General features: G+C 73.0%; 21 protein-coding genes. 8 read left to right on the top strand and 13 right to left on the bottom strand.

The features are described 5' to 3' along the window. Nucleotides 1-114: 114 nt before the first annotated feature. Together AC1G9L_RS01355 and AC1G9L_RS01350 are read right to left on the bottom strand one after the other, a co-directional pair. Nucleotides 115-3,432 carry an ankyrin repeat domain-containing protein gene (locus AC1G9L_RS01355; RefSeq protein ID WP_481070077.1) on the bottom strand — a complete coding sequence of 1,106 codons (3,318 nt, stop codon included), beginning with the start codon at nt 3,430-3,432 and terminating at the stop codon, nt 115-117. Beyond that, nucleotides 3,425-3,685, bottom strand: coding sequence for a YcgL domain-containing protein (locus AC1G9L_RS01350; RefSeq protein WP_010342688.1), 261 nt, complete (start codon nt 3,683-3,685; stop codon nt 3,425-3,427). Before AC1G9L_RS01350 ends, AC1G9L_RS01355 begins: the two co-directional genes overlap by 8 nt. 218 nt (nt 3,686-3,903) lie before the next feature. Here AC1G9L_RS01350 and AC1G9L_RS01345 point away from each other — a divergent pair, with 218 nt between their 5' ends. From AC1G9L_RS01345 to AC1G9L_RS01325, 5 genes are all read left to right on the top strand, one after another. After that, on the top strand, nt 3,904-5,103 hold the full coding sequence (locus AC1G9L_RS01345; protein WP_481070975.1) for a beta-ketoacyl-[acyl-carrier-protein] synthase family protein: 1,200 nt from the start codon (nt 3,904-3,906) through the stop codon (nt 5,101-5,103). An 8-nt stretch (nt 5,104-5,111) separates the two neighbouring features. After that, nucleotides 5,112-5,888 (top strand): beta-ketoacyl synthase chain length factor, encoded by a 777-nt coding sequence (locus tag AC1G9L_RS01340; protein ID WP_481070974.1) that lies wholly within the window; start codon nt 5,112-5,114, stop codon nt 5,886-5,888. Continuing rightward, a complete protein-coding gene (locus tag AC1G9L_RS01335; RefSeq protein WP_481070076.1) occupies nt 5,885-6,706 on the top strand; it encodes a glycosyltransferase family 2 protein in 822 nt (273 codons plus the stop codon). The genes AC1G9L_RS01340 and AC1G9L_RS01335 overlap by 4 nt, the downstream gene beginning before the upstream one ends. Next, nucleotides 6,703-8,328 (top strand): NAD(P)/FAD-dependent oxidoreductase, encoded by a 1,626-nt coding sequence (locus tag AC1G9L_RS01330; RefSeq protein WP_481070075.1) that lies wholly within the window; start codon nt 6,703-6,705, stop codon nt 8,326-8,328. The genes AC1G9L_RS01335 and AC1G9L_RS01330 overlap by 4 nt, the downstream gene beginning before the upstream one ends. Before the next feature lie 206 nt (nt 8,329-8,534). Continuing rightward, nucleotides 8,535-10,211, top strand: a complete 1,677-nt coding sequence (locus AC1G9L_RS01325; RefSeq protein WP_481070073.1) for a tannase/feruloyl esterase family alpha/beta hydrolase — start codon at nt 8,535-8,537, stop codon at nt 10,209-10,211. Between the two features lie 52 nt (nt 10,212-10,263). Here the strand turns inward: AC1G9L_RS01325 and fabG are convergent, their stop codons facing one another. The 10 genes from fabG to xanC all read right to left on the bottom strand — a co-directional run bounded on the left by fabG (nt 10,264) and on the right by xanC (nt 18,515). Next, entirely contained in the window at nt 10,264-11,001 is a 738-nt protein-coding gene (gene fabG, locus AC1G9L_RS01320; RefSeq protein WP_019801777.1) for a 3-oxoacyl-ACP reductase FabG, read from the bottom strand. A 185-nt stretch (nt 11,002-11,186) separates the two neighbouring features. Beyond that, nucleotides 11,187-11,903, bottom strand: coding sequence for an MgtC/SapB family protein (locus AC1G9L_RS01315; RefSeq protein ID WP_019801778.1), 717 nt, complete (start codon nt 11,901-11,903; stop codon nt 11,187-11,189). A gap of 97 nt (nt 11,904-12,000) precedes the next feature. Beyond that, nucleotides 12,001-12,435 carry a hotdog family protein gene (locus tag AC1G9L_RS01310; protein ID WP_481070972.1) on the bottom strand — a complete coding sequence of 145 codons (435 nt, stop codon included), beginning with the start codon at nt 12,433-12,435 and terminating at the stop codon, nt 12,001-12,003. Nucleotides 12,436-12,439: 4 nt separating this feature from the next. Beyond that, on the bottom strand, nt 12,440-14,797 hold the full coding sequence (locus tag AC1G9L_RS01305) for an MMPL family transporter (protein ID WP_481070071.1): 2,358 nt from the start codon (nt 14,795-14,797) through the stop codon (nt 12,440-12,442). 97 nt (nt 14,798-14,894) lie between these two features. Further along, nucleotides 14,895-15,542 (bottom strand): LolA-related protein, encoded by a 648-nt coding sequence (locus AC1G9L_RS01300; RefSeq protein ID WP_481070069.1) that lies wholly within the window; start codon nt 15,540-15,542, stop codon nt 14,895-14,897. Then, on the bottom strand, nt 15,466-16,440 hold the full coding sequence (locus AC1G9L_RS01295) for an LpxL/LpxP family acyltransferase (RefSeq protein ID WP_481070067.1): 975 nt from the start codon (nt 16,438-16,440) through the stop codon (nt 15,466-15,468). The genes AC1G9L_RS01300 and AC1G9L_RS01295 overlap by 77 nt, the downstream gene beginning before the upstream one ends. Then, nucleotides 16,437-16,724, bottom strand: coding sequence for an ApeI family dehydratase (locus AC1G9L_RS01290; protein ID WP_420008274.1), 288 nt, complete (start codon nt 16,722-16,724; stop codon nt 16,437-16,439). Before AC1G9L_RS01290 ends, AC1G9L_RS01295 begins: the two co-directional genes overlap by 4 nt. Nucleotides 16,725-16,733: 9 nt before the next feature. Further along, a complete protein-coding gene (locus AC1G9L_RS01285) occupies nt 16,734-17,483 on the bottom strand; it encodes a lysophospholipid acyltransferase family protein (protein ID WP_481070970.1) in 750 nt (249 codons plus the stop codon). Between the two features lie 56 nt (nt 17,484-17,539). Beyond that, nucleotides 17,540-18,271, bottom strand: coding sequence for a COG4648 family protein (locus AC1G9L_RS01280; RefSeq protein WP_481070066.1), 732 nt, complete (start codon nt 18,269-18,271; stop codon nt 17,540-17,542). Beyond that, nucleotides 18,246-18,515, bottom strand: a complete 270-nt coding sequence (gene xanC / locus AC1G9L_RS01275) for a xanthomonadin biosynthesis acyl carrier protein XanC (RefSeq protein ID WP_003470209.1) — start codon at nt 18,513-18,515, stop codon at nt 18,246-18,248. The genes AC1G9L_RS01280 and xanC overlap by 26 nt, the downstream gene beginning before the upstream one ends. 131 nt (nt 18,516-18,646) lie before the next feature. Here xanC and AC1G9L_RS01270 point away from each other — a divergent pair, with 131 nt between their 5' ends. From AC1G9L_RS01270 to AC1G9L_RS01260, 3 genes are read left to right on the top strand one after another with little or no spacing between them, the layout of a single operon-like run. Then, entirely contained in the window at nt 18,647-20,005 is a 1,359-nt protein-coding gene (locus AC1G9L_RS01270) for an NAD(P)/FAD-dependent oxidoreductase (RefSeq protein ID WP_481070064.1), read from the top strand. Next, nucleotides 20,002-21,018: a chorismate transformation FkbO/Hyg5 family protein gene (locus tag AC1G9L_RS01265; RefSeq protein ID WP_481070062.1), complete on the top strand. Its 1,017-nt coding sequence runs from the start codon at nt 20,002-20,004 to the stop codon at nt 21,016-21,018. Before AC1G9L_RS01270 ends, AC1G9L_RS01265 begins: the two co-directional genes overlap by 4 nt. Further along, nucleotides 21,011-21,544, top strand: a complete 534-nt coding sequence (locus AC1G9L_RS01260; RefSeq protein WP_019801363.1) for an AAA family ATPase — start codon at nt 21,011-21,013, stop codon at nt 21,542-21,544. Before AC1G9L_RS01265 ends, AC1G9L_RS01260 begins: the two co-directional genes overlap by 8 nt. A gap of 163 nt (nt 21,545-21,707) precedes the next feature. Here AC1G9L_RS01260 and AC1G9L_RS01255 read toward each other — a convergent pair whose 3' ends face one another. After that, nucleotides 21,708-23,069, bottom strand: coding sequence for an AMP-binding protein (locus AC1G9L_RS01255; RefSeq protein WP_481070060.1), 1,362 nt, complete (start codon nt 23,067-23,069; stop codon nt 21,708-21,710). Nucleotides 23,070-23,130 lie beyond the last annotated feature (61 nt).

Here is a 23,130-nt window from a genome sequence, read left to right as displayed (position 1 = left end):
AGTGGGCGGAGCGAAGGTGCGGCACGAGGCGCGGTGCAATGGGCGGCGCGAGGCAGCGCCCTACCCTCATCCGGCCCTTCGGGCCACCTTCTCCCGGTGGGAGAAGGAAGAGTGTTAGCGGCTTTCGCGCAGGAACCGCGCCATCGACGACACGCCCGGCAGCGCCGGCTGGAACTGCCCGGCGACGTCGACGAAGCCGCGCATCACCGCGATCTCGCGCGGGGTGCGGTTCAAGGTATCGCGCAGTTCCGGATCGGCGCCGGCGCGCAGCAGGCGCTGCACCAGCAGCGGCAGGCCGTGCAGCGCGGCCAGGTGCAGCGGGCCGAAACCGCGCGGATCCTGCACTTCCAGGCTGACGTCCTCGTCGAGCAGGCGCTCGACGCCGGCCAGCACCACCGGCTCCTCGCAGGCCGTGCCCGGTTCGGCGCGCGCCCCCAGCAGCAGCAGCAGCGGCGTGACGCCACCGGCGGAACCGCGGTCGGCCTCGGCGCCGGCCAGCAGCAAGGTGTCCAGCAACGCCAGCAAACGGGTCTTGTCGCGCGCGGTGAAGCCGTACAGCGCCGCGCAATGCAGCGGCGCCAGTTGCTGCGCGTCGCCGGCATGCACGTCGGCACCGGCGGCCAGCAGCCGCGCGGCGATGTCCGGCAGGCCCAGCGCGCAGGCCAGCATCAGCACGGTGACCCCGCCCGGCAGGCGGTGTTCGATCTGCGCACCGGCCTGCAGCAACGCCGCGACGATCTCGGTCTGGCGCATGCTCACCGCCGCCGACAGCGGCGTGGCGCCGCTGGCCGCGGCGTGCTGCAGATCGGCGCCGCGCGCCAGCAGCAGCTTCACCGCGGCGGCATGGCCGCCACCGGCGGCACGCAGCAACGCGGTGCAGCCCTGCGCGTCCACCGCATCCACCGGCAGGCCGAGGTCGATCAGGCGGCGGATCGCCTCGGCGTCGCCGACCATCGCCGCGGCCGGCACGTCGGCCTCGCGCAGCGGGCGCCGCGGCAGCGGCCAGGTGCGCCAGTCCAGCCAGTCGGCCAGGTCGCGGCGGCCGCTGGCCAGGGCCACGCCGAGCGGGGTCTGGCCGTCGGCGGCGCGTGCGTCCGGCGAGGCGCCCTGCAGGATCAGCAGTTTCAGCGAGGCCTCGCGGCCCAGCGCGGCGGCCAGGTGCAGCGCGGTCATGCCATGGCTGTCGCGCGCCTCGCGGTCGGCGCCACGCTCGAGCAACTGCAGTTGCAGGCGCAGCCAGCCCAGCCGCACCGCCAGCGACAGCGGCGGATCGCCGGCCGGCGACGGCGCGAACGGATCGGCGCCGCGCTCGAGCAGTTCCAGCGCGAACTGTTCCAGCGCGCGCGAGGCGTGATCGTGCTGGGCGCAGGCGGCCAGCAGCCGGGTCAGGCCGCCGCGGCCGGCCGGCGACACGCCGTGGCGCAGCATCGCCTGCAGGCTGGGCACCGCCTCCACGCCGCGCGACAGCAGCGCGAACATCGGGGTGTCGCCGCAGGCATCGAGCACTTCCGGCGCGGCGCCGTGCGCCAGCAGCCAGTCCACCGCCTGCGCGTTCAGCGCCAGCGGCGCATCGTGCAGCAGCGCGCCCAGTTCCTCGGGCGCGCACAGCCGCGCCAGCGCGGTCAGGCCCTCGCGCGGCTGGCCCAGTTGCAGGCCTTCGCGCAGCAGTTCCAGCGGCGGCCGGTCGGGCAGGCCGGCCGGGCCGCTCTCGCCCTGGCCGTCGCTGACCGCAGCCGGCAGCGGATAGTCCGGGTCCAGCGCGGACACGATCGCCCAGCGCCCGGCCTCGGCGGCCAGGTCGACGGCGCGGCGGCCGCTCTGGTCCGGCTGCGCCGGCGCCACGCCCAGTTCCAGCAGGCGCCGGATCAGGCCGGGGGCGACGTGGTCGGCGGTGCAGGCCAGCAGGATCGCATTGCGACCGTCGCCGTCGACCGCGGTCAGGTCCGGCTTGTGCGGCAGCAGCCGTTCCAGCACCGCCACGCGGCCGTGGCGGGCGGCTTCCAGCCACGGCGTGCGGCCCAGCGCGTCGCGCGCTTCCAGGTTGGCGCCGGCACCGAGCAGGGCCTGCACGATCTCCACGTGGCCGGCCTGCGCCGCCTCGTGCAGCGCGCTGCGGCGCTGGCGATCGCGCGCGTCGACCCGCGCCTTGTGCTTGAGCAGCAACTGCACGCCGGCAGGATCGTCTTCCTCGGTGCCGGCGGCGGCCAGCAGCACCGGGCTGGCCTCGGCCGGCTCCGGCTTGGCGCCGCGCTCGAGCAGGAACTTGGCCATGCGCCAGTTGCCGACCTGGCAGGCCACCGCCAGCGGAGTCAGGCCGTCGCGGTTGGCCGCGTCCAGTTCGGCGGCGGCGTCGCGCAGCAGCGCGGCCACGCCCGGGTCGGAACTGCGCGCGGCGTGATGCAGCGGGGTGTTGCCGTCGCCGTCGCTGGCGCGCGGGTCGGCGCCGTTGGCGAGCAGGGTCATCACCGCCTCCGGGCGGCCATGCCAGCTGTCGCGGGTGGCGGCCAGCAGCGGGGTCATGCCCAGGTGCGGGCGATTGACGTCGACCCCGCGCACGATCAGTTCGCGCAGCAGGCGCAGGTCCGGCAATACCGCGGCCAGCACCGGCAGGCTGCGCTGGTCGCGCCACTCTGGGGCGGGCAGCGCGTGCGGATCGGCGCCGGCCTGCAGCAACTGCAGCGCGCGATCGACGCGGCCGCCGCGGGCGGCGTCGTACAGCGCCGCATGCAGTTCGGCCTGCGCCGGCGGCGGCTCGTCGGCGTGCGGCGCGGTGTTGGCGCTGAGTTCGGCGAACAGGTCGGCCGAGGACACCGGCGGGATCAGCGTCTGCGGCGGCGCCACCCGTTGCAGGCCGGCGTGCAGCAGCGGCGACAGCAGCGCATAGGCCAGCGCCAGCGGCCAGCGCGCGGCGTCGGCGAGCAGCCCCGGCCAGGCCAGCACCACGCCGAGCCCGGCCAGCACCAGCACCAGTGCGGCTACCGCCAGCCCACGCCAGGCCTGCACGTCCTGCTGCGCCAGCGCGTGCCAGCGTGCGCCCAGCGGGCCGCCCTCGGCATCGCTGCCGTGCCACAGCGGCCAGGTCCGCCACAGCCCGAGCAGCGCCGCACTGGCGGCCACGCTCAGCGCCAGCGCCGCGGCCAGGCTGCCACTGTCGTGCAGGGCCGCCAGCGGCCAGGCCACCAGCACCGCGACCAGCGCCATGCCGCCGGCCCACAGCACCAGCAGCGGCGCCGCGGCGCCGACCAGCTCGCGCGCCGCGCGCGGACGCGGCCGGCTGCCGCGCTGCCAGGACAGCGCCAGGGCGAACGCCGGCTGCGCCAGCCAGGCGCCGAGCGCGGCGGCCAGCGGGCCGAATCCGGCGGCCAGCGCCAGCACCGCGCCGAGCGCGGCGGCGAGCATCGGCGCACGCGCGCGGAGAAAGGAGTCAGTCATCGTGTCGATCGGTGGTGCCGGGCAGGGACGGCGGCAATTGCAGATGGAAGCCGCAGCCGGCGAGGTTGGCGCGCACCGCGGCCGGATCGGCACGGGCCAGTTTGCGTTCGGCGGTCAGCGCCACTTCGAGCACGAACGCCAGCGGCTGCAGCGACGCCAGCAGCGCCGGCGGCAGACGGCCGAAGTCGTCGCGGGCGGCGAGATACAGATAGGTGTCCGGCTTGCGTTGGCTTTTGTAGACGTAGGCTTGCATGCCCGTGGCGTGCGCCTGGCGTGGAAAGGCAAGCGATTGTGGAGGAAATGCGCCAGCGGCGAAAGCGCACGCCGGCCCTGCGCTGAACGGATCCAGGGCAGGCGCGCCATTCACGTTCGCCTCGTTGGCGGTTCACGGCATCACCGAATGCGTCGATATACTGCGGTGATTGTCCTTGTATGGAAGACCGCGTGACCGAAGCGTCCTCGTCGCCCCGGATGGCCCCGGTGGCCATCCGCGCCTACACCGCGACCAACGCGCTCGGCAGCGGGCTGCAGGCCCAGGCCGCGGCGCTGCGCGAGGGCCGCAGCGGCCTGCGTCGCAACGATTTCGGCCCGCAACCGCTGGAATGCTGGATCGGCCGGGTGGACGCGCTGGAAACCGCGGCGCTGCCGGACGCCCTGGCCGCCTGGGAATGCCGCAACAACCGCCTGGCCTGGCTGGCGCTGCAGCAGGACGGCATGGCCGAGGCCGTGGCCGCCGCGGCGCAGCGGCATGGCCCCGAGCGGGTGGCGGTGGTGATGGGCACCTCCACCTCCAGCATCGGCGCCAGCGAGGAGGCCTACACCCGGCTCGAGCACGACGCGGACGGCCCGCGCATTCCCGCCGACCTGGACCGGCCGATCGTGCACACCCCGCATTCGCTCGGCGATTTCGTGCGCGCCGCCACCGGCCTGCGCGGCCCCTGCATCACCGTCGCCACCGCCTGCTCGTCCAGCGCCAAGGTGTTCGCCCAGGCGGCGCGGCTGATCGCCGCCGGCGTGGTCGATGCGGCGCTGGTCGGCGGCGTGGACACGCTGTGCGGCAGCGTGCTGTTCGGCTTCAACTCGCTGCAGGTGGTGTCGCCGGAGCCGTGCCGGCCGTTCGACGTGCGCCGGGTCGGGCTGTCGCTGGGCGAGGCCGGCGGCTACGCGCTGCTGGAACGCGCCGATGCCGCCGACGCGCCGCCGGCGCAGGCACTGCTGTGCGGCTATGGCGAATCCAGCGACGCGCACCATATGTCCGCGCCGCATCCGCAGGGCCTGGGCGCCGGCCTGGCGATGCGCGGTGCGCTGCAGCGCGCCGGCGTGGACGCGGCCGAAGTCGGGTACCTGAACCTGCACGGCACCGCGACCCCGGCCAACGACAGCGTCGAGGCCGCCGCGGTGGCGGCGCTGTTCCCGCCCACCCTGCACGCCAGTTCGACCAAGGCCTGGACCGGGCACACCCTCGGCGCCGCCGGCATCGTCGAGTCGGTGTTCGCCCTGCTGGCGCTGCGCGACGGCCTGCTGCCCGGCACCCTCAACAGCGAACTGCCCGATCCGGCCTGCGGCCCGCAGATCCGCTTCGCCACCGCCCATGCACAGGTCCGCTACGCGATGAACAACTCCTTCGGCTTCGGCGGCAACAACTGCTCGCTGCTGTTCGGTCGCGCATGAGCACGACGATGCTGCACGCGACGATCGAAGGCATCGGGTTCTGGGCGCCGGGGCTGCCGTCGTGGACGCTGGCGCAGGCGTTCGCGCGCGGCGAAGGCGCGCCGCTGGAGACGCCCGGACGGCCGTCGCCGCAGTTGCTGGCGCCCAACGAGCGCCGCCGCGCGCCGGACACGGTGGCGGTATCGCTGGATGCGGCGCTGGCCGCCTGCCAGGACGCCGGCCGCGACCCGGCCACGCTGCCGTCGGTGTTCACCTCCACCCACGGCGACCTGGCGATCACCGACTACATGTGCACCACCCTGGCCAGCGACCCGCTGTCGGTGTCGCCGACCAAGTTCCACAACTCCGTGCACAACGCCGCCGCCGGCTACTGGACCATCGGTGCCGGCGCCACCGCCACGGCGACCGCGATCAGCGCGCACTCGGGCAGCTTCGCGCAGGGCCTGCTGGAAGCACTGTCACAGCTGGCCGCGGGCGAGGACGCGGTGCTGCTGGTCGGCTACGACAGCCGCTCGGTGGGCGCGCTGGGCCGCATCGCGCGCAGCGAAGGCCTGCTCGGCGGTGCGCTGGTGCTGAGCGCCGGCGCACGCGACGGCAAGCCGCAGTTGCAGGTGCAGTTGCACGACGGCACCGCCGCGGCCGGCGACGGCCCGCTGGCGCGGCACGCCGCGGGCAACGCGATGGCGCCGATGCTGCCGCTGTTCGACGCGCTGGCGCTGGGCGGCAGCGGCTGCGTGCTCGACGCCGGCGGCGGCCGCTGCCTGCAGGTGGAATTGCGCGCATGAGCCGCACGCCGCTGACTGCCGCCGACGCGGCGATCCTTATTCCGGCCCTCAACGAACGGCTGCGCATCCGCGAGGTGGTCAGCGACGCGCTGGCCTACTGCCCGCGGGTGATCGTGGTCGACGACGGCTCCGACGACGGCACCAGCGACTGCATCGCCGACCTGCCGGTGACCCTGCTGCGCCACCCGCAGCGCCGCGGCAAGGGTGCGGCGCTGCGCAGCGGTTTTGCCGAGGCGCAGCGCCAGGGCGCGCGCGCGGTGATGACCATGGACGGCGACGGCCAGCACAGCGCCGCCGATTTCCCGCGGCTGCTGGCCGCGGCCAACCGCCACCCCGGCTGCGTGATCGTCGGCGCGCGCCTGCGCAAGCGCGCCAGCCAGCCGCCGATCCGGCGCATCGGCAACGATTTCGGCGACTGGGGCATCGCCTGGGGCTGCGGCTTCCGCCTGGTCGACAGCCAGAGCGGCCAGCGCCTGTACCCGCAGTCGGTCTACACCCTGCCCGACGTGCCTGGCGAAGGCTTCGTGTTCGAGGCGCAGTTGCTGATCTCGGCCGCGCGCCAGGCCGGTGCGCGGGTGGTGGCGGTGCCGATCGAGACCCGCTACGCCAGCCAGACCCCGGGCACGTTCCGCAAGAGCCACTTCCGGCTGGTGCGCGATCTGTGGAAGATCACCTCGCACGTGATCGTGCAGGTGTGGACCTACGGGCACGTGGTACGCGAGTACCGACGCACCCGCGCCAACCCGGTGCTGATCGACGACGCCGACAGCACCCTCGACCCGGCCCCCCTGGCCGTCGCCAAGGAAAAGACGACATGAATGCAGCGCAGGCGGATGTGGCGATCTTGGGCGGCGGGCTGGCCGGGCTGACCCTGGCGCTGCAATTGCGCCGGCGCGACCCGCAGCTGCGCATCCGCGTGCTGGAACGGCGCGCGCACCCGGTGCGCGAGGCCGCGTTCAAGGTCGGCGAGTCCTCGGTGGAGATCGGCGCGCACTACTTCGCCGAGGTGCTGGGCCTGCGCGAGCACCTGGATGCCGAACAGATCCGCAAGTTCGGCTTCCGCTTCTTCTTCTCCGACCGGCGCGCCGACATCGACCAGTGCACCGAACTGGGGGTGAGCCAGTTGCTGCCCACCCCGTCGTGGCAGATCGACCGCGGCCGCTTTGAGAACTTCCTCGGGCAGCGCGCGCGCGCGATGGGCGTGGAGTTCCTCGACGGCAGCACGGTGCGCGGCGTCGACCTGGCCGAGGACGACGGCGAGCACTGCGTGCGCTACAGCCGCGACGGCGCCGACGCCCACCTGCAGGCACGCTGGGTGATCGATGCCAGCGGCCGCGCCGGCCTGCTCAAGCGCAAGCTCGGCCTGGCACAGGACAACGCGCACCAGGCCAACGCGGTGTGGTGGCGGGTGGACGGGCTGGTCGACCCCAACGGCTGGTCGCAGGACAGCGCCTGGCTGCAGCGCTGCACGCCGCCGGACCGCTGGCGCTCGACCAACCACATGTGCGGCCCCGGCTACTGGTTCTGGCTGATCCCGCTGTCCTCCGGCGCGCATTCGCTGGGCATCGTCTGCGATGCCGCCCTGCATCCGCTGGAGACCATGAACACCCATGCCAAGGCGATGGACTGGCTGCGCACGCACCAGCCGCAGGTGGCCAGCACGCTGGAGCGCAGCGAGCACAGCGTGCAGGACTTCCTGTTCCTGCGCGACTTCTCCTACGGCTGCAAGCAGGTGTTCTCCGCACAGCGCTGGGCGCTGACCGGCGAGGCCGGCGTGTTCCTGGACCCGTTCTATTCGCCGGGCAGCGACTTCATCGCGATCAGCAACACCTACATCTGCGAACTGATCGGGCGCGAGCGCGCCGGGCGCGACATCGCGCCGTATGCCGAGCTGTACCAGCAGCTGTATTTCTCGTTCTACGAGAACACCCTGACCCTCTACCAGGACCAGTACCCGTTGTTCGGCGACGCCCAGGTGATGCCGGTCAAGGTGATCTGGGACTACACCTACTACTGGTCGCTGCTGGCGCCGCTGTACTGTACCGACCGCATCGCCGACCTGGCGGTGCTGGGCCGGCTGCGCCCGGCGCTGCAGCAGGCCAGCGCGCTCAACCTGGGCATGCAGGCGCTGCTGCGCGACTGGGGCGCGGCCAACCGCGCGCAGGCCGCGGCGGTGGCCGACGGGCGGCTGCTGGACCAATACCTGATCGGCTGGTTCCACGAACTCAACCGCGCGCTGAGCGACCGGCTGGACGACGCCGCCTTCGTCGCCCGCCTGCAGGGCAATGTCGCGCGCATGGCGGAACTGGCCGGGGAAATCCTGGCGCGCGCCCGCCAGCAGCATCCGACGCTGGCCGACCACGGCCTGCTGGACGCCTGCCGCGACGCGCAGACGCCGCTGCCGGTGCTGTCGCCGGCCTGGTACGCGGACGCGGCCTGATCCACGCGCAGGGCCATGCCGCCCTGCAACAACGCGCGCTCCGCCCGCCGCCACGGCACGCCCAGCGGGCGGTCCCATTGCGCGGCACGCGTCACACCGGGCGAATATCGCCCACGCATTCGCGTTTTCGCACGCGCCGCGGTTGACGCCCCGCGTCACCGGCGCGACACAGGCCCCCCGCGCCCGGCGCCCCTCAGGAGAACTCCATGCGCTCCACGCTGCTCGCCTTGGCCCTGCCCTTCGCCGCCCTGGCCGCCCCCACCACCGCCCATGCGCAGAAGGCTCCGCGCGCACCGGCCACCCCGGCACCGCTGCAACAGTCGTGCGACGCGCTGGCGAGCCGGCTCGCCTACCCCGGCACCCGCTTCACCGCGGTGCACAGCGTGGCCGCCGGCACCCTGCAGGTGGGTGGCCAGCCGATCGGCGCGCACTGCCAGATCACCGGCCTGATGCACGAACGCGTCGGCACCGACGGCCAGTCCTATGCGATCGGCTTCGAGATGCGCCTGCCGGCCGCATGGAACGGGCGCTTCTTCTACCAGGCCAACGGCGGCCTGGACGGCAACGTGGTCCCCGCGCTTGGCGACATCGGCGGCGGCGGCCAGCGCGACAACCCGCTGCGCATGGGCTTTGCGGTCATCAGCTCCGATGCCGGGCACAGCAATGCGCAGAACCCGCTGTTCGGCCGCGATCCGCAGGCGCGGCTGGACTACGGCTACCAGGCGGTGCAGGCGCTGACCCCGATGGCCAAGCGCGTGGTGCAGATCGCCTACGGCAAGGCGCCGGACTACAGCTACTTCGGCGGCTGCTCCAACGGCGGCCGCCACGGCATGGTCGCCGCCGCGCGCGATGCGCAGGACTACGACGGCATCCTGGTCGGCGATCCCGGTTTCCACCTGCCCAAGGCGGCGATCGCGGACCTGGCCGCGGCCCAGCAGCTGGCGGCGCTGGCAGGCGGCAGCGACACGCGCAGCGGCCTGAGCGCCGCCGAGCGCAGCCTGGTGGCCGAGCGCATCGTCGCCACCTGCGATGCGCTGGACGGCGTGCGCGACGGCATGGTGCAGGACGTGCTCGCCTGCCAGCGCCGCTTCGACCTGAACCGCGACGTCGCCACCTGCGGCAGCGCCGGGCGCACCGGCCAATGCCTGACCCCGGCGCAGAAGCGCGCGCTCGGCGCCATCCACGCCGGCGTGCACAACAGCGCGGGCAAGCCGCTGTACGCGCCCTTCCCCTACGACCCGGGCATCGCCAGCGGCGACTGGGCCGGCTGGCGTCAGGACGCCTCGCTGACCCTGGTGCCCGGCTCGGTGGCCTTTGGCTTCGTCACCCCGCCGGAGGATCCGGCGGTGCTGCAGGATCTGAAGAAGTATGCGCTGCAGTTCGACATGGACCGCGACGCGCCGAAGATCTTCGCCACGGCCGGCGCCTTCCGCGAATCGGCCTGGTCGTACATGACCCCGCCGAACGAGACCCGGCTGACCACGCTGAAGAAGCACGGCGGCAAGCTGCTGATCTACCACGGCACCGGCGACGGCATTTTCTCCTTCGCCGACACCGCGGCCTGGTACGACCGCCTGCGCACGGCCGACGCCGATGCCGCCAGCTATGCGCGCCTGTTCGCGGTGCCGGCCATGGCGCATTGCGCCGGCGGACCGGCCACCGACCAGTTCGATGCGCTGACCCCGCTGGTGGCCTGGGTCGAGCAGGGCCAGGCGCCGGACGCGATCGTCGCCAGCGCGCGCGGCAGCGGCAGCGCCACGCCCAATGCCGAGGTACCGGCAAGCTGGAGCAGCCAGCGCAGCCGCCCGCTGTGCCCGTATCCGCAGGTGGCGCGCTACGTCGGCGGCGACGTGGAGGCGGCGTCCAGCTTCGTCTGCCGCTGAGGGCAGGCCGCCGTTGCGCCGCCGGCATCGCGGCGCAACGGCCGCGCGATCGTCAGCCCATGCCGCCGTTGATGCCGATGACCTGGCCGTTGATGTAGGCGGCCGCGTCCGAACACAGGAACGCGACCAGCGCGGCCACTTCCTCCGGCTTGCCGGGGCGCCCGGCCGGGACCATCTGCTTGATCGCCTCCGGCGGGAACGAACTGTCCGCCATCGCGCCCTGGATCACGCCTGGCGCGACCACGTTGACGCTGATCCCGCGGCTGGCCATTTCCCGCGCCAGCGACATGCTGGCGCCGTGCAGCGCGGCCTTGGCCGCGGCGTAGTTGGTCTGCCCGCGGTTGCCCAGCACGGCCGCCACCGAGGACACGCTGACGATACGGCCCCAGCGCGTGCGCGCCATCGGCAGCAGCAGCGGCTGGGTGACGTGGAAGAAGCCGTGCAGCGAGACGTCGATGACCTTGTGCCACTGCGCCGCGGTCATGCCCGCCATCGGCGCGTCGTCGTGGATGCCGGCGTTGTTGACCAGCACCTGGATCGGGCCGGCCTCCAGCAGCGCCGCCAGCGCCTGCGCGCTGGCCTCGGCATCGGCCACGTCGAACGCCACCGCCTCGGCGCTGCCGCCGTCGGCGAAGATCGCCTCCACCACGGCCGCGGCGCGTGCGACATTGGCATTGGCGTGCACGATCACGTGCAGGCCCTGCGCGGCCAGGGCGTGGCAGATCGCGCCACCGAGATCGCCACTGCCGCCGGTGACCAGGGCGCGGCGCGGGGAAGAGGATGCTGTCATCGGCAAGACTCCGCTGGCGACCGGCATCGGCCGCCGACAAGGGGCCGCCATCGTAGAGCAAACCCGGATGCGTTGCGCCATGCATACGCGCCGCCGCCATCGCCTGGAGGGCGGTGTTGCGCAATCCGACCAGCGTATCGCATCCGCGCGGCGCATGCGGTCGCGCTGCCGCGCCACTGCCGGCCTCAATCGCGGGTGCTGGTTTCCCAGGTCCCGTGCACCACCTCGTCGGTGCGCTGCAGCCGCGCGATCACCGCATCCAGTTCGTCCGGATGCGCCGCGCTGCTGACCAGCGAGGCCACCAGTTCGGTCTGCTCGTCGCCGCGCTCGACCAGGTCCACCGCGCTCACCGGGTAGTGCGCCGCCTCCAGTTCCTCGACCAGGCGCTCGCGCAGTTCCGGCACGGCGGCGGTGGCCACGGTGAGGCGCACCGCATAGTGCATCTCGGTGGCGTGGGCATTGATGGGAATGCGGTTGATCGCGTTGACCAGCGGCCGCAACAAGGTGTTGCCGCCGATCACCATGACCGTGAGCAGTGTGGCCTCGGCCAGCATGTCCGCGCCGGCGCAGCAGCCGACCGCGCCCGAGCACCACAGCGTGGCGGCGGTGTTGAGCCCACGCACATTCATGCCTTCCTTCATGATCACGCCGGCGCCGAGGAAGCCGATGCCGGAGACCACGTAGGAGATCACCCGCACCGCCTCGGCGCTGCCGGCGATGCTCATGCCCAGATCCACGAACGCCGCCGCGCCCAGCGCCACCAGCACGTTGGTGCGCAGGCCGGCGGTGCGCTGGCGGTACTGGCGCTCGGCGCCGATCAGGGTGCCGAGCAGGAACGCCGCCACCAGGCTGACCACCGTGTCCAGGAACGCGGCGGCATGGAAGGTTTCGATGGACCGCATCAACAAGCTCCGTTGTTCCCATCCCGCCGCGATCGACGGTAGCGCCACCTTGCCACAGCCGCACTGCGGCGCGCTTACGCCGGCGGCAGGCGCCGGCTCAGCCGGCTGCGCGCAGCATCACCGTCGCGCGGCCCTCGGCCAGCAGCTGCCCGGCATGGCTGATGCGGAAGGCGTACTGCTGGCTGTCCTCGGACTGCAGCAGCACCTCGGCCTCGCCTTCGATCGGACCCGGCAGATCCTGCAGTTCGTCGACGTGCAACTGCACCCCGCGCAGCGCCACCAGCATGCCCGGCCGCACCGGCGTGCCGGCGGCACGGCCGAGCAGGCCGCCGTGCACCGCCATCGCCTGCGCGCCGTATTCGCACAGGTGCAGCGCGTGCAGCCGATCGCCGCTGCGCAGCGGATGCGCGGCCTGGCGATGCGCGACGCTGCGCAACAGCACGCGCTGCGCATCCCAGGCCACCACCTCTTCCCACAGGCACATCAGGCCCTGGTGCGGCACCAGGGCGGCGATGGCGTCGCGTCCGTGCAGTGGCTCAGTGCGCATGGCGGTTCTCCTGGACGTCGCTGGCGGTCTCGCGCGAAATCAGCAGCGCCAGCACGAAATTGAACAACACACCCAGCGCCACCGTGCTGCCGATCGCGCGCAGCACCGGGATGCTGGAGGCGGCCAGCAGTGCGAACACCAGCAGGGTCATCAGGCTGCACACGATCAGCGCATGCAGGGTGCGCAACTGGTCGGCGCGGTCGTCGCCGGCGTGGTCGAAGAACAGCGCGTAGTCCAGGCCCAGGCCGGCGGCCAGGATCAGCGCGATCAGGTGGAACAGGTTCAGTTCGACCCCGCAGCCGCGCAGGATCGCCAGGATCAGCAGCGTGGTCAGCGCCATCGGCAGCAGCACGCGCACGATGCGCCGCGGCGTGCGCAGCGCGATCGCCACGGTCAGCGCCAGCAGCACCGCGGCCACGCCCAGCGCGGCGAGCACGCGGCCGCGATAGGCCGCGACCAGCGATTCGGAGGCGTCCTTGAGGTCCAGCAGTTGCGCGCCGCTGCCCTGCACCGCGCGCGCCAGTTGCGCCGGATCGCGCAGGCCGGTCAGCGACACCAGCGCGGTGGTGCGGTCCGGGCGCTCCAGCAGCAGGCCGCCGACGGGCGTCGCCAGCGGCGTGCCGTGCAGGTCGCGCGCGGTCAGCAGCGGCGCACTGCGTGCGGCCTGCAGGTCGGCCAGGAACGGCCCGAACGCATCGGCGCGGAACGGCGTGGCGGCGACCGCGGCGGCGGTGATCGCCTGCGCCTGCGCCGGATCGGGCAAGGCGGCCTGGCGCCGACGCTGGGTGGCGGCGCTGGGCAGGTAGCGCGCGGCCATGTCGTAGCCGGCCAGTTCGCCACGCGCCACCAGCGCGTCCAGACGCGGGCGCAGGCGTTCGGACGCGGCCAGCGCGGCCTCGGCCGAGGCCGCCGGCAGCGCCAGCACGTAGCGCACGTCGGGCGCACCCAGTTCCTGGCGCAGGTGCGCGTCGCGGGCCAGGCCGTCGGCCGGCACCGGGGTCAGCTTGGACAGGTCGTTCTGCCAGAACGGCCCTGGCGCGAACACGATGACCGCTGCCGCCAGCAGGGCCAGCGGCAGCAGCGACCAGCGCGGCCGCGGCAGCCGCGCGATGCCGCGCCACAGCCGCTCCAGCATCGGCGAATCGGCATGGTCGCGCGGCGAGGGGTCGATCAGCGCCGGCAGCAGCAGGCGCGTGGTCAGCGCCGCCACCAGCAGGCCGGCGATGGTGAACACCGCCAGCTGACGCAGGCCGTCCACGCCGGAGAACAGGAAGGTGACGTAGGCGATGCAGGTGGAGACCACGCCGGTGGCCAGGGTCGGCCACAGATGGCGGGCGTTCTCGCGCGGATCCAGGCCCGGGCGCTGGTGGCTGAACAGGTGGATCGGGTAGTCCTGCACCACGCCGATCAGGGTGAAGCCGAACGCCACGGTGATGCCGTGCACGCCGTCGAACAGCAAGGCCACTGCGCCCAGCCCGGCCAGGCCGGCGCTGGCCAGCGGCAGCACGCCCAGCACCGGGATCTTCCAGCTGCGGTAGGCCACCAGCAGCAGCACGATCAGCCCCACCGTATCCAGGGTGCCGATCCACTGCGCCTCGTTCTGGGTGCGCCCGCCGATCTCCACCGAGAACGCGCCGGGGCCGGTCAGGGTCAGTTTGCTGGTGCTGCCGGCGGCGACCTTGGCGAAAGCGGCGTGGATCGCGTCCACCGCGCGCTGCTGGCCGGTGGGGTCGAAGCCGGCCGCGCGGGTCTGCGCCACCAGCAGCGCGTCCTTGCCGGCGCGGTCGAACCACACCCCGTCGCGCTGCTGCGGGCCGCCGGCCGGCTGCAGGCTCTCGGCCAGGTGCAGCACTTCCAGGGTGGGATCGCGCGGCAGCAACGGCTCCACCATCGCCGCCGCCGGCGAGCCCAGGTCCTGCAGCCGTGCCTGCAGCGCATCGCGCAGGGTCGGCGCATCCAGCGGCCTGGCGTCGAAGCTGTCGCTGAGCAGATAGCGGTACGGCAGCAGGCGCGGCGGGATCGCGTCCAGGCCGGCATCGGCGCCGTTGGCGACCAGTTCGAACACGTCGCGCTGCGCGGCCAGTTCGGCATGCAGCACCTGCGATTGCCGCGCCAGCGTGGCCGCATCGGCCCCGGACAGCGACATCAGCAGCAGCCGCGAGCCGGGGCCTTCGCCGAGTTCGTCGAGCAGGAGTTTCTGCGCGGGAGTGCGAGCTTCCGGCATGAATTTGCGCAAGTCGCCCGACACCTGCAGCGCATTGCCCAGCCAGATGCCGGCCACGGTGAGCAGGGCCAGCCACAGCAGGGCCAGCGAGATGCGCATCTTCGAGCTGAGGGCTCGCGTCATTGCCGCATCCCCACGCCGCCCTGCGCCGTGCGATCAGCCACCGCACGCGCAGCCGTCAGGCCGGCAGCACGCTGCCGGCGGGCGCCTCGTACGGGGATCACGCCGCGTCGCCGTGGCACAGCGCGGTCAGCGCGGCGCCGTCGGCAACGGCGCCGGCGGCCTGCGCGGCACCGGCCAGCAGGGTGCGCTGCACGTCGCCCTTGGCCGGGGTGGTCTCGATGCAGCGCAGTTCGGCACCACGGCCGTACAGGCGCAGGCTGCGCACGTGCGCGGCCATGGCCGGATCCTTCGGCTGCAACTGCAGCTGCCAGCGCTCGCGGGTGCCGCTGCTGCTGATGTTGAACTGCTGCTGCAGCAACGCGCGGTCGCCGGACAGCAACGCGCCGAAGCCGCTCTGCAGGCCGGCCAGCTCCGGCACGCGCGCCAGCGAGAAGCGCCGCGGCGGCTTGCCGTCGCGCTCCAGCGTGGCCTCGCCGCCACGCAGGGTGGTGGTCTCGTGGTACGGCACGGTGACCTCGCGCACCAGGGTCTGCGCGTCCGGGCGGCGGTACTCGCCCTGCACCCGCAATGGCGTCTTCAGCAGCGCCGAGCCGCGCAGTTCGACGAAGGCGGTGCTGACCGGTGCCGGCCGTGCCAGCTTCTGCAGGATCCAGTCGGCGTCCGGCGCCTCAGGCGATGCGGCGCTCAGCGGTGCGGCGCTGCACAGCAGTATCAGCATCCACGGCAAGGTGCGGCGCATCGGCATGGCGGTTGTTCCAGAAGTCGTAGAAGTTGAACCAGTTGTAGGGCGCGGAGCGGGTGTAATGCTCCAGCCTGGCGGCGTAATCGCGGATGAGCGCGGCCAGCACCGGCGCGCGCTGCCGGCGCGGCACGTCCAGGCCTTCGCTGAAGGTCTCGAACACCAGTTCGTAGCGGTTGCCGCCGCGGTACAGGCCGAACGCCAGCACCACCGGCACCTTGAGCGCGGCGGCGATCAGCCACGGCGAGGTCGGGAACAGCGCGCCCTGGCCGATGAACGCGGCCGGCAGCGCCGGATCCTCCGGGCGCGGCCGGTCCACCAACAGCGCGACCAGCGCGCCCTCGTCGGTGGCCTGCTTGATCGCCATGACGATCGAGGTGCTGTCCATGCCGGCGTCGATGATGTTGGCGGCCAGTTGCGGGTTCAGCGCGCCGAGCAGCTCGGTCATCGCCGGGTTGTGGGCCTTGTCCAGCACCACCTTGACCTGCACGTCCGGACGCTCGGTGGCCAGCACCCGCAGCGCGTCGAAGCTGCCCAGGTGCGAGCCGAAGATCAGCACGCCGCGGCCGCGGTCCATCTGCGCGTGCAACTGGTCCAGGCCGCGGATCTGCACCCGGAAACGGTGCATCTGCCCACACAGCATGAACACCCGGTCGAGGATGGTCGAGGCGAAGGTGTGGATGTGCCGGGCCACCTCCAGCAGGGTGGCCGGGCGGTCGAACACACGGCTCAGGTAGTGCCGCGAGTCGCGCCGCTCCGGGCCGCGCACCAGCAGGAAGTAGAGGGTGATCGGGTACAGCAGCAGGCGGCCGACGGCGCGGCCGCCGTAACGAGCGATGCTGCGGATCAGCCACAGGGCGAAACGGCCGCCGCCTTCCGGGCGGTGCTTCCAGCCGGCGCTCACGGCGCCGCCTCGGCGTTGAGTTCGCCGCTGACCAGCAGGTCCTCGCCGCGCAGCACGCGGAAGCGCCAGCGCAGTGCGGCGCCGTCCAGTTCCACCCGCGCCGGCTGGCCGGGAAACAGCGGCTGCACGAACTTCACCTGCGGCAGGCGCAGCGGCGCGCGCGCGCCGTGCGCCGCCTCCACGGCCTGCAGCACGTGGTCCAGCACCACGACGCCGGGCACCACAGGGCGGCCCGGGAAGTGGCCGGGCAGGCTGGGATGATCATGCGGTACGACGAATTGCATACGGGCGACTCATATCCTGGGTTCGAGCATCGCACGGACGGCCTGGTGCGCGCGCTGGGTCACTTCCTGGCGAGTCAGCGGGCCGTCCTCGCCGTTCACCCGGATCGGCGTGCCGATCCGCACCCGGATGAGGCCGGGCCGGACCCGGAACAGGCTGGTCGGCGGCAGCACCTTGCCCGCCCCGTCCAGCGCCACCGGCACCACGTCCACCCCGGCATCGATCGCGGCCTGCAGCAGCCCGGCCTTGAACTCGGCCAGCGCGCCGCTGCGGCTGCGGGTGCCCTCCGGGAACAGGCACAGGTCCTGGCCACGGCGCAGCAGCGCCGCTGCCTCGCGCCGCATCATCGCCCCGGCGCGGCGGCTGTCGCGGTCCAGGAACAGCATGCCGGTGTCGCGTGCATACCAGTTCACGAACGGCACCTTCAGCATCTCGTCCTTGAGCAGGAAGCGCAGCGGCACCGGCAGCGCCATGAACAGCGCGCAGATGTCGATGATCGACTGGTGGTTGCTGACGAACAGGTGGTTGCGCGACCAGTCCACCCGCTCCTGGCCCTCCACCTGCAGCCGCGCCCCGGCGCCGAACAGCAGCACCGGCGCCCAGAAGCGCGCGCCCATGCGCAGCGGCAGGCGCGGCCCGCTCAGCCGCAGCAGCACCAGCGCGACGACGATGCCCAGCGCGGTGTGCGCCAGGGTGAATGCCAGCTGCAGGGCGTTCCACACCGCCCAGGCCATGCGCGAAGGCATCCCAGCCTGCGGCAACTTGCTGTTTTCCTTGATGATCTGCACGACCCTTGCGTCCCCTGCACTCCCGCACGTCAGCGCAATAGATCGCGCCAGAAAACCGGCCCCAGCCGCGCCAACCGGTGCAGGAAATCGGGCAGATTACGGTAGGGACGCTGCGGAAACCAGCGCCCGCGCAGCAGGTACTCGCCGACGAAGAAGCCGCCGATGACCCCGTAGCCCAGCAGATTGGCGAACAGCGAGGCGCGCGCGTCGCTGATCGGCAGCGGCGCGGCCAGGCCCAGTTGCGCCAGCACCCCGCTGGGCTGGGCGCACAGCGCCAGCACCAGGTTGAGCAGGGTCAGCCCCACCAGCAGCAGGGTCCAGGCCAGGGTCAGGCGCCGGGTGTAGCGCAGCTGCTCCGCGGTGATCGGCATGCCGGCCTGGCGGTACAGCGCCTCGACGATGCGGGTGATCAATGGCGTGCGCCCGCGCTGCAGGCTGCGCCCGAAGAACCAGGCCACCCAGGCGGTGAACAGCACCGGCGGCGCGGCCAGCAGCAGCAGCGCGTGCGGCGAGTGCCACAGCGGCACCAGCGCCGCCGTCGCGGCGATGGCCAGCGCCCAGGCCCAGGGCCGCCAGCGCGCCATCGGCTCCACCAGCACCATCAGCACCAGCGCCGCCCCGGCCAGCACCGCCAGGTCCGGGCGGTGCGCGGCGTTGGCCCAGTGCGCCAGCGGCGAGTAGGCCAGCGCCAGCAGCACGCCCAGGGCCAGCGCCCAGGGCGCGGCGTCGGCCGGCTCAGCTGGTCTTGTTGGCTTCGACATGCGCCGACAGCGCGCGCAGCGAGGCGAAGATGCGGCGGTTCTCGTCGTTGTCCGAACGCAGCTGGAAGCCGTAGCGCTTGCTGATCGCCAGCGCCAGCTCCAGGGCGTCGATCGAGTCCAGCCCCAGGCCGGTATTGAACAGCGGCGCCTCCGGATCGATGTCGCCGGGCTGGACGTCTTCCAGGTTCAGGCTCTCGACCAGCAGCTCAGCCAGTTCACGTTCGGCGGCGGTTTGCGAAGACATCCAGGGGCTTCCAGGCGTAAGGACGGGTGCGACAAGATGGTGCATCGGGCGCTGCGGCGCAACCATCGGCCCGCGAACGGCACGCTATCATGCCGTTTCGCCCCGCCGTTGCGCCCGCAGGTTCCCTCAGGATGACGTCCCCCGCTGTTGCTTCCCCTCCCCCCACCGCAAGCGCCATCGAGGCGGAAACGCCCGACGTGCTGGTGATCGGCGGGGGGCCGGCCGGCTGCGCGGCGGCGATCGCCCTGGCGCAACGCGGCTGGCGGGTGACGGTGCTGGAAAAGGACCACCACCCGCGCTTCCACATCGGCGAATCGCTGCTGCCGATGAACATGCCGATCCTGCAGCGGCTGGGCGTGCTCGACCAGGTGCGGGCGATCGGCGTGCTCAAGCTCGGCGCCGACTTCCCCAACGACGCCGGCGGCTACAACACCTTCCGTTTCGCGCACGCGCTGGGCGCGCAGTCCGACTTCGCGCTGCAGGTGCCGCGCGCCGACTTCGACCGGGTGCTGTTCGCGCATGCGCGCGCGGTCGGCGCCGACGTGCACGAGGGCGTGCGCGTCGAGGCGGTGCAGCTGGACGGCGAGACGCCGACGGTGCAGGCGCGCAGCGCCGACGGTCTGCGCCACTACCGGCCGCGCTACCTGATCGACGCCAGCGGCCGCGACACCTTTCTCGGCAACAAGCTCAAGCTCAAGCGCGCCAACCCACGGCACCAGTCGGCGGCGCTGTTCAGCCATTTCCGCGGCGTGGCGCGGCGCCCGGGCGAGGATGCCGGCAACATCAGCATCTACCGCCACGCGCACGGCTGGATGTGGCTGATCCCGCTGCCCGACGACGTGATGAGCGTGGGCGCGGTGTGCGATCCGGAATACATGAAGACCCGCCAGGGCTGCGACAGCGAGACGTTCCTGCTGCGCACGCTGGCGCTGAATCCCGACGTGGTGGCGCGCATGGCCGACGCGCAGCGCGTGGCGCCGGTGCATGCCACCGGCAACTACGCCTACGAATGCACGCGCATGAGCGGGCCGCGCTGGCTGATGCTCGGCGACGCCTACGCCTTCGTCGACCCGATGTTCTCCTCCGGCGTGTACCTGGCCATGCACAGCGCCGAGCGCGGCGCGGCCATGGTCGACGCGGCGCTGCGCGACCCGGCCCGCGAAGCGCGACTGCAGCGACGTCTGGAGCGGCACCTGCGCAGTGGCCTGGACGAGTTCAAGTGGTTCATCTACCGCTTCACCTCGCCAACCATGCGCGAGCTGTTCGCGCAGCCGCGCAACGTGCTGCAGGTGGAGCAGGCGGTGGTGGCGATGCTCGCCGGCGACGTCTTCGACAACCGTGCGGTGCTGCGCCGCCTGCGGGTGTTCCGCGCCATCTATGCGCTGTCCGCGGTGGCGATGCTGCCGCGGGCATGGCGCGCCTGGCGCCACCGCCGCCGCCAGGCCCGCGAATCGTTCCACGGCGACACCTTGCACGGAGACACCCCATGAGCCGCCCGCACCTGCAGTTTCCGCATCACACGCAGGGCCATCCGCAGTTGCAGGTGGACTACGTCGCCGAGACCGACCCCAGCCAGTGGCTGGGCGAGGACCGCGTGCTGGCGGTGTTCGGCTTCGGCGAGACCGCGCCCTACCACGACGACCCGCGCTACCTGCGCGTGCCGCTGCAGCCGCACGGCCCGCGCATGCTCGAGGTGTGGCGCACCGACGCCCCCGTGCAAAGCGGCCGCGACGGCGCCATCGCCTGGGCCAGCGACGGCCGCCTGCAGTTCGGCGTGATCGAGATCGACGAGCGCCAGGTCGACCTGGACATCGAGGAAGCCGCCGCGCTCGCCTACGCGCAGCTCAGCGCCTTCGTCGCCGGCAGCGCCACGCCGCGCCTGCTGCGGATCTGGAACTATCTGGACGCGATCACCCTGGGCAGCGGCGACCGCGAACGCTACCGGCGCTTCTGCGTCGGCCGCGCGCGCGGGCTGGGCGATTTCGACGCTACCCAGTTGCCGGCGGCGACCGCGGTCGGCCGCTGCGATGACGCACGGGTGATGCAGATCTACTGGCTGGCCGCCGCGCAGGCCGGCACCCCGCTGGAGAACCCGCGCCAGGTCAGCGCCTACCGCTACCCGCGCCAGTACGGCCCGCAGCCGCCCAGCTTCGCCCGCGCCATGCTGCCGCCGGCCGGCAGCGACATGCCGCTGTTGCTGTCGGGCACCGCCAGCGTGGTCGGCCACGCCTCCATGCACCAGGGCCAGTTGCTGGCGCAGTTGGAAGAGACCTTCGCCAACTTCGACGCCCTGCTGGCGGCCGCGCGCGAACACGCCCCGGACCTGCCGCCGCAGTTCAGCGACGGCACCCGGCTGAAGGTCTACGTACGCGAGCCCGGCGACCTGCCGCTGGTCGCCGACGCCCTCGATGCCCGCTTCGGCGAGCGCGTGCCGCGCCTGCTGCTGCACGCGGTGATCTGCCGCGACGAACTGGCGGTGGAGATCGACGGCGTCCATGGTTGAACGGCAACGCAAGATCGTCCTGGTGTCCGGCGCCCCTGGCGCCGGCAAGACCACGCTGGCGGTTCCGCTGGCGGCGCAGCTGGGCTTTCCGCTGTTCTGCAAGGATTTCATCAAGGAGACGCTGACCGACGCCCTGGGCGATGGCGGCGGCGATCTCGCCGCGTCGCGCCGTCTCGGCGGCGCCGCGATGGAGATGCTCTGGTCGCTGGCACAGCGCAGTCCGCACGCGGTGCTGGAAGCCAACTTCCGGCCCCGCAGCGACTACGAGCGCGGCAGGATCGCCGCACTGCAGGCGAGGCTGGTGGAAGTCCATTGCCACTGCGGCCATGACGAGACCCTGCGCCGCTTCCGCGCGCGCGCCGCGACGGGCACGCAGCATGCGGCGCACCCCCTGCGGGAACTGCCGCCCGACCTGCTTGCCGACTATCCCGGTCCGATCGGCCTGGGGACGGTGATCGACGTGGACACCCGCATGCCGGTGGATCTGCCACACCTGTTCGCGCAGGTCGCCGCCGCGCTTTCCTGAGCGGGTACCGGCAGGATCGCGGCAGAACCGGTTATGCCGCAGCGATGGGCATGCCTGCGCTTGCGATGCGACCTGCCGCGATCCAGGCTGGGCGCATCGCAGACGTTGGGGTCGATTGGCCGCTGGCCAAACCAGCCCGATCCCGGCGCGGTCGACCGCCCCGTCAGTCCTCGCGCGCCGCCAGCAACGCCAGCAACCGATCGCGCGGCAGCTTGCCGGTCTCGTTGCGCGGCAGAGCGTCGAGCAGGCGCAGCCGGCGCGGCAGGAACACCGGGTCCAGTTCGCGGCGCAGCGCGGCCAGGATCGCGGCCTCGTCCAGGGTCGGCGCCACCACCACCGCGGCGATGCGGCCCACCGCCTGGCCCGGTTCCGGGTCCAGTTGCAGCATCGCGCCGTCCACAACGCCCGGCAGCGCCAGCAGACGCCGGGTAAGATCGGCCAGCGAGGCGCGCTTGCCGGCGATTTCCAGCAGGTCGGCCTGGCGGCCGCGCACCTGGAAACGGCCGTCGGCGTCCACTTCCATCAGGTCGGCCAGCAGCACCGGCTGCGGCAGATGCGGCGCGTGCACCAGGGTGCCATCCGGCTGCGGCGCCACGCGCACGCCGGGCAGCGGCGTCCACGGCACTTCGCAGGCGGTGCGGCGGCTGGCGAACACGCAGGTCTCGGTGGAGCCGAACATCTCGCGCACCTCGCCGCCGAAGCGCGCCTCGGCGGCGGCGGCCAGTTCCTGCGCCAGCGGCGCGGTGGCCGAGACGATGCCGGCCAGCGGCGGCAGGGCGACACCGGATTCGACCAGCGCGCGCAGATGCACCGGCGTGGTCACCAGCAGGCGCGGCGCCGGCAACTGCGCCAGCGCGCGGGCCACGTCCTCGGGAAAGAACGGGCGCCCGGCGTGCACCGCCAGCGGCGTCACCAGCGGCAGCAGGATCGACAGCTCCATCCCGTACATGTGCTGCGGCGGCACCGTGGCCACCACCTGCGGCACCGCCGTATCCGGCCACAGCCCGACCAGTGCCAGCAGGTCCTGGCGGGTGCTGGTGAGGAAGCTGCCCCAGGTCTTGGGATTGGGCTTGGGCGCGCCGGTGCTGCCGGAGGTGAAGCCGATCGCCACCAGCGCGTCGTCGGCCAGTTGCGGCATCGGCCCATCCAGCGACGGCAGCGCGTCCGGCAGCTGCCAGTAGCGCGGCGGCGGCTCGGCCAGCGCCAGGTCGCCCAGGCAGTAGCAGTCGGCATGGGTGCGCTGCACCTCGGCCACCACCGCCGGCGCGCGCGAGGACGGCAGCAGCGAGGTCTGCCCGCGCAGCGCCACCGCGCAGAACGCGACCATGAAGCGGTAGCGGTCCTCGCACAAGTTCAGCGCATGCCGGCCGGCCGGCAGTACCGCGGCCAGGCCGCGCACGTGGCCGAGGAAGGTGGCCAGGTCGATGTGCTCGCCGTTGGCGAAGGCCAGCGGGCGCCGCGCATCGCCGACGGCCAGTGGGTGCAACAGGGGCGCGACGGAAATTTCGGAGGAAACAGCGGACATGCGGGGCGGCGGCTCGGGCGGGCGGTGACCCGCACGGCGCGGGGAGCCGGTAGCTTGGCCG

The organism is Xanthomonas sp. NCPPB 1132, from assembly GCF_056629235.1.
Note: the sequence above shows the minus strand (reverse complement) of the source record. Positions and strands in the feature narration are given on the sequence as shown.

Excerpts from the sequence above, each read along its gene's own strand:
- AC1G9L_RS01355 (WP_481070077.1), bottom strand. The coding sequence starts at position 3,432 with ATGACTGACTCCTTTCTCCGCGCGCGTGCGCCGATGCTCGCCGCCGCG.
- AC1G9L_RS01350 (WP_010342688.1), bottom strand. The coding sequence starts at position 3,685 with ATGCAAGCCTACGTCTACAAAAGCCAACGCAAGCCGGACACCTATCTG.
- AC1G9L_RS01345 (WP_481070975.1), top strand. The coding sequence starts at position 3,904 with ATGGCCCCGGTGGCCATCCGCGCCTACACCGCGACCAACGCGCTCGGC.
- AC1G9L_RS01340 (WP_481070974.1), top strand. The coding sequence starts at position 5,112 with ATGCTGCACGCGACGATCGAAGGCATCGGGTTCTGGGCGCCGGGGCTG.
- AC1G9L_RS01335 (WP_481070076.1), top strand. The coding sequence starts at position 5,885 with ATGAGCCGCACGCCGCTGACTGCCGCCGACGCGGCGATCCTTATTCCG.
- AC1G9L_RS01330 (WP_481070075.1), top strand. The coding sequence starts at position 6,703 with ATGAATGCAGCGCAGGCGGATGTGGCGATCTTGGGCGGCGGGCTGGCC.
- AC1G9L_RS01325 (WP_481070073.1), top strand. The coding sequence starts at position 8,535 with ATGCGCTCCACGCTGCTCGCCTTGGCCCTGCCCTTCGCCGCCCTGGCC.
- fabG (WP_019801777.1), bottom strand. The coding sequence starts at position 11,001 with ATGACAGCATCCTCTTCCCCGCGCCGCGCCCTGGTCACCGGCGGCAGT.
- AC1G9L_RS01315 (WP_019801778.1), bottom strand. The coding sequence starts at position 11,903 with ATGCGGTCCATCGAAACCTTCCATGCCGCCGCGTTCCTGGACACGGTG.
- AC1G9L_RS01305 (WP_481070071.1), bottom strand. The coding sequence starts at position 14,797 with ATGACGCGAGCCCTCAGCTCGAAGATGCGCATCTCGCTGGCCCTGCTG.
- AC1G9L_RS01300 (WP_481070069.1), bottom strand. The coding sequence starts at position 15,542 with ATGCCGATGCGCCGCACCTTGCCGTGGATGCTGATACTGCTGTGCAGC.
- AC1G9L_RS01290 (WP_420008274.1), bottom strand. The coding sequence starts at position 16,724 with ATGCAATTCGTCGTACCGCATGATCATCCCAGCCTGCCCGGCCACTTC.
- AC1G9L_RS01280 (WP_481070066.1), bottom strand. The coding sequence starts at position 18,271 with ATGTCGAAGCCAACAAGACCAGCTGAGCCGGCCGACGCCGCGCCCTGG.
- xanC (WP_003470209.1), bottom strand. The coding sequence starts at position 18,515 with ATGTCTTCGCAAACCGCCGCCGAACGTGAACTGGCTGAGCTGCTGGTC.
- AC1G9L_RS01270 (WP_481070064.1), top strand. The coding sequence starts at position 18,647 with ATGACGTCCCCCGCTGTTGCTTCCCCTCCCCCCACCGCAAGCGCCATC.
- AC1G9L_RS01265 (WP_481070062.1), top strand. The coding sequence starts at position 20,002 with ATGAGCCGCCCGCACCTGCAGTTTCCGCATCACACGCAGGGCCATCCG.
- AC1G9L_RS01260 (WP_019801363.1), top strand. The coding sequence starts at position 21,011 with ATGGTTGAACGGCAACGCAAGATCGTCCTGGTGTCCGGCGCCCCTGGC.
- AC1G9L_RS01255 (WP_481070060.1), bottom strand. The coding sequence starts at position 23,069 with ATGTCCGCTGTTTCCTCCGAAATTTCCGTCGCGCCCCTGTTGCACCCA.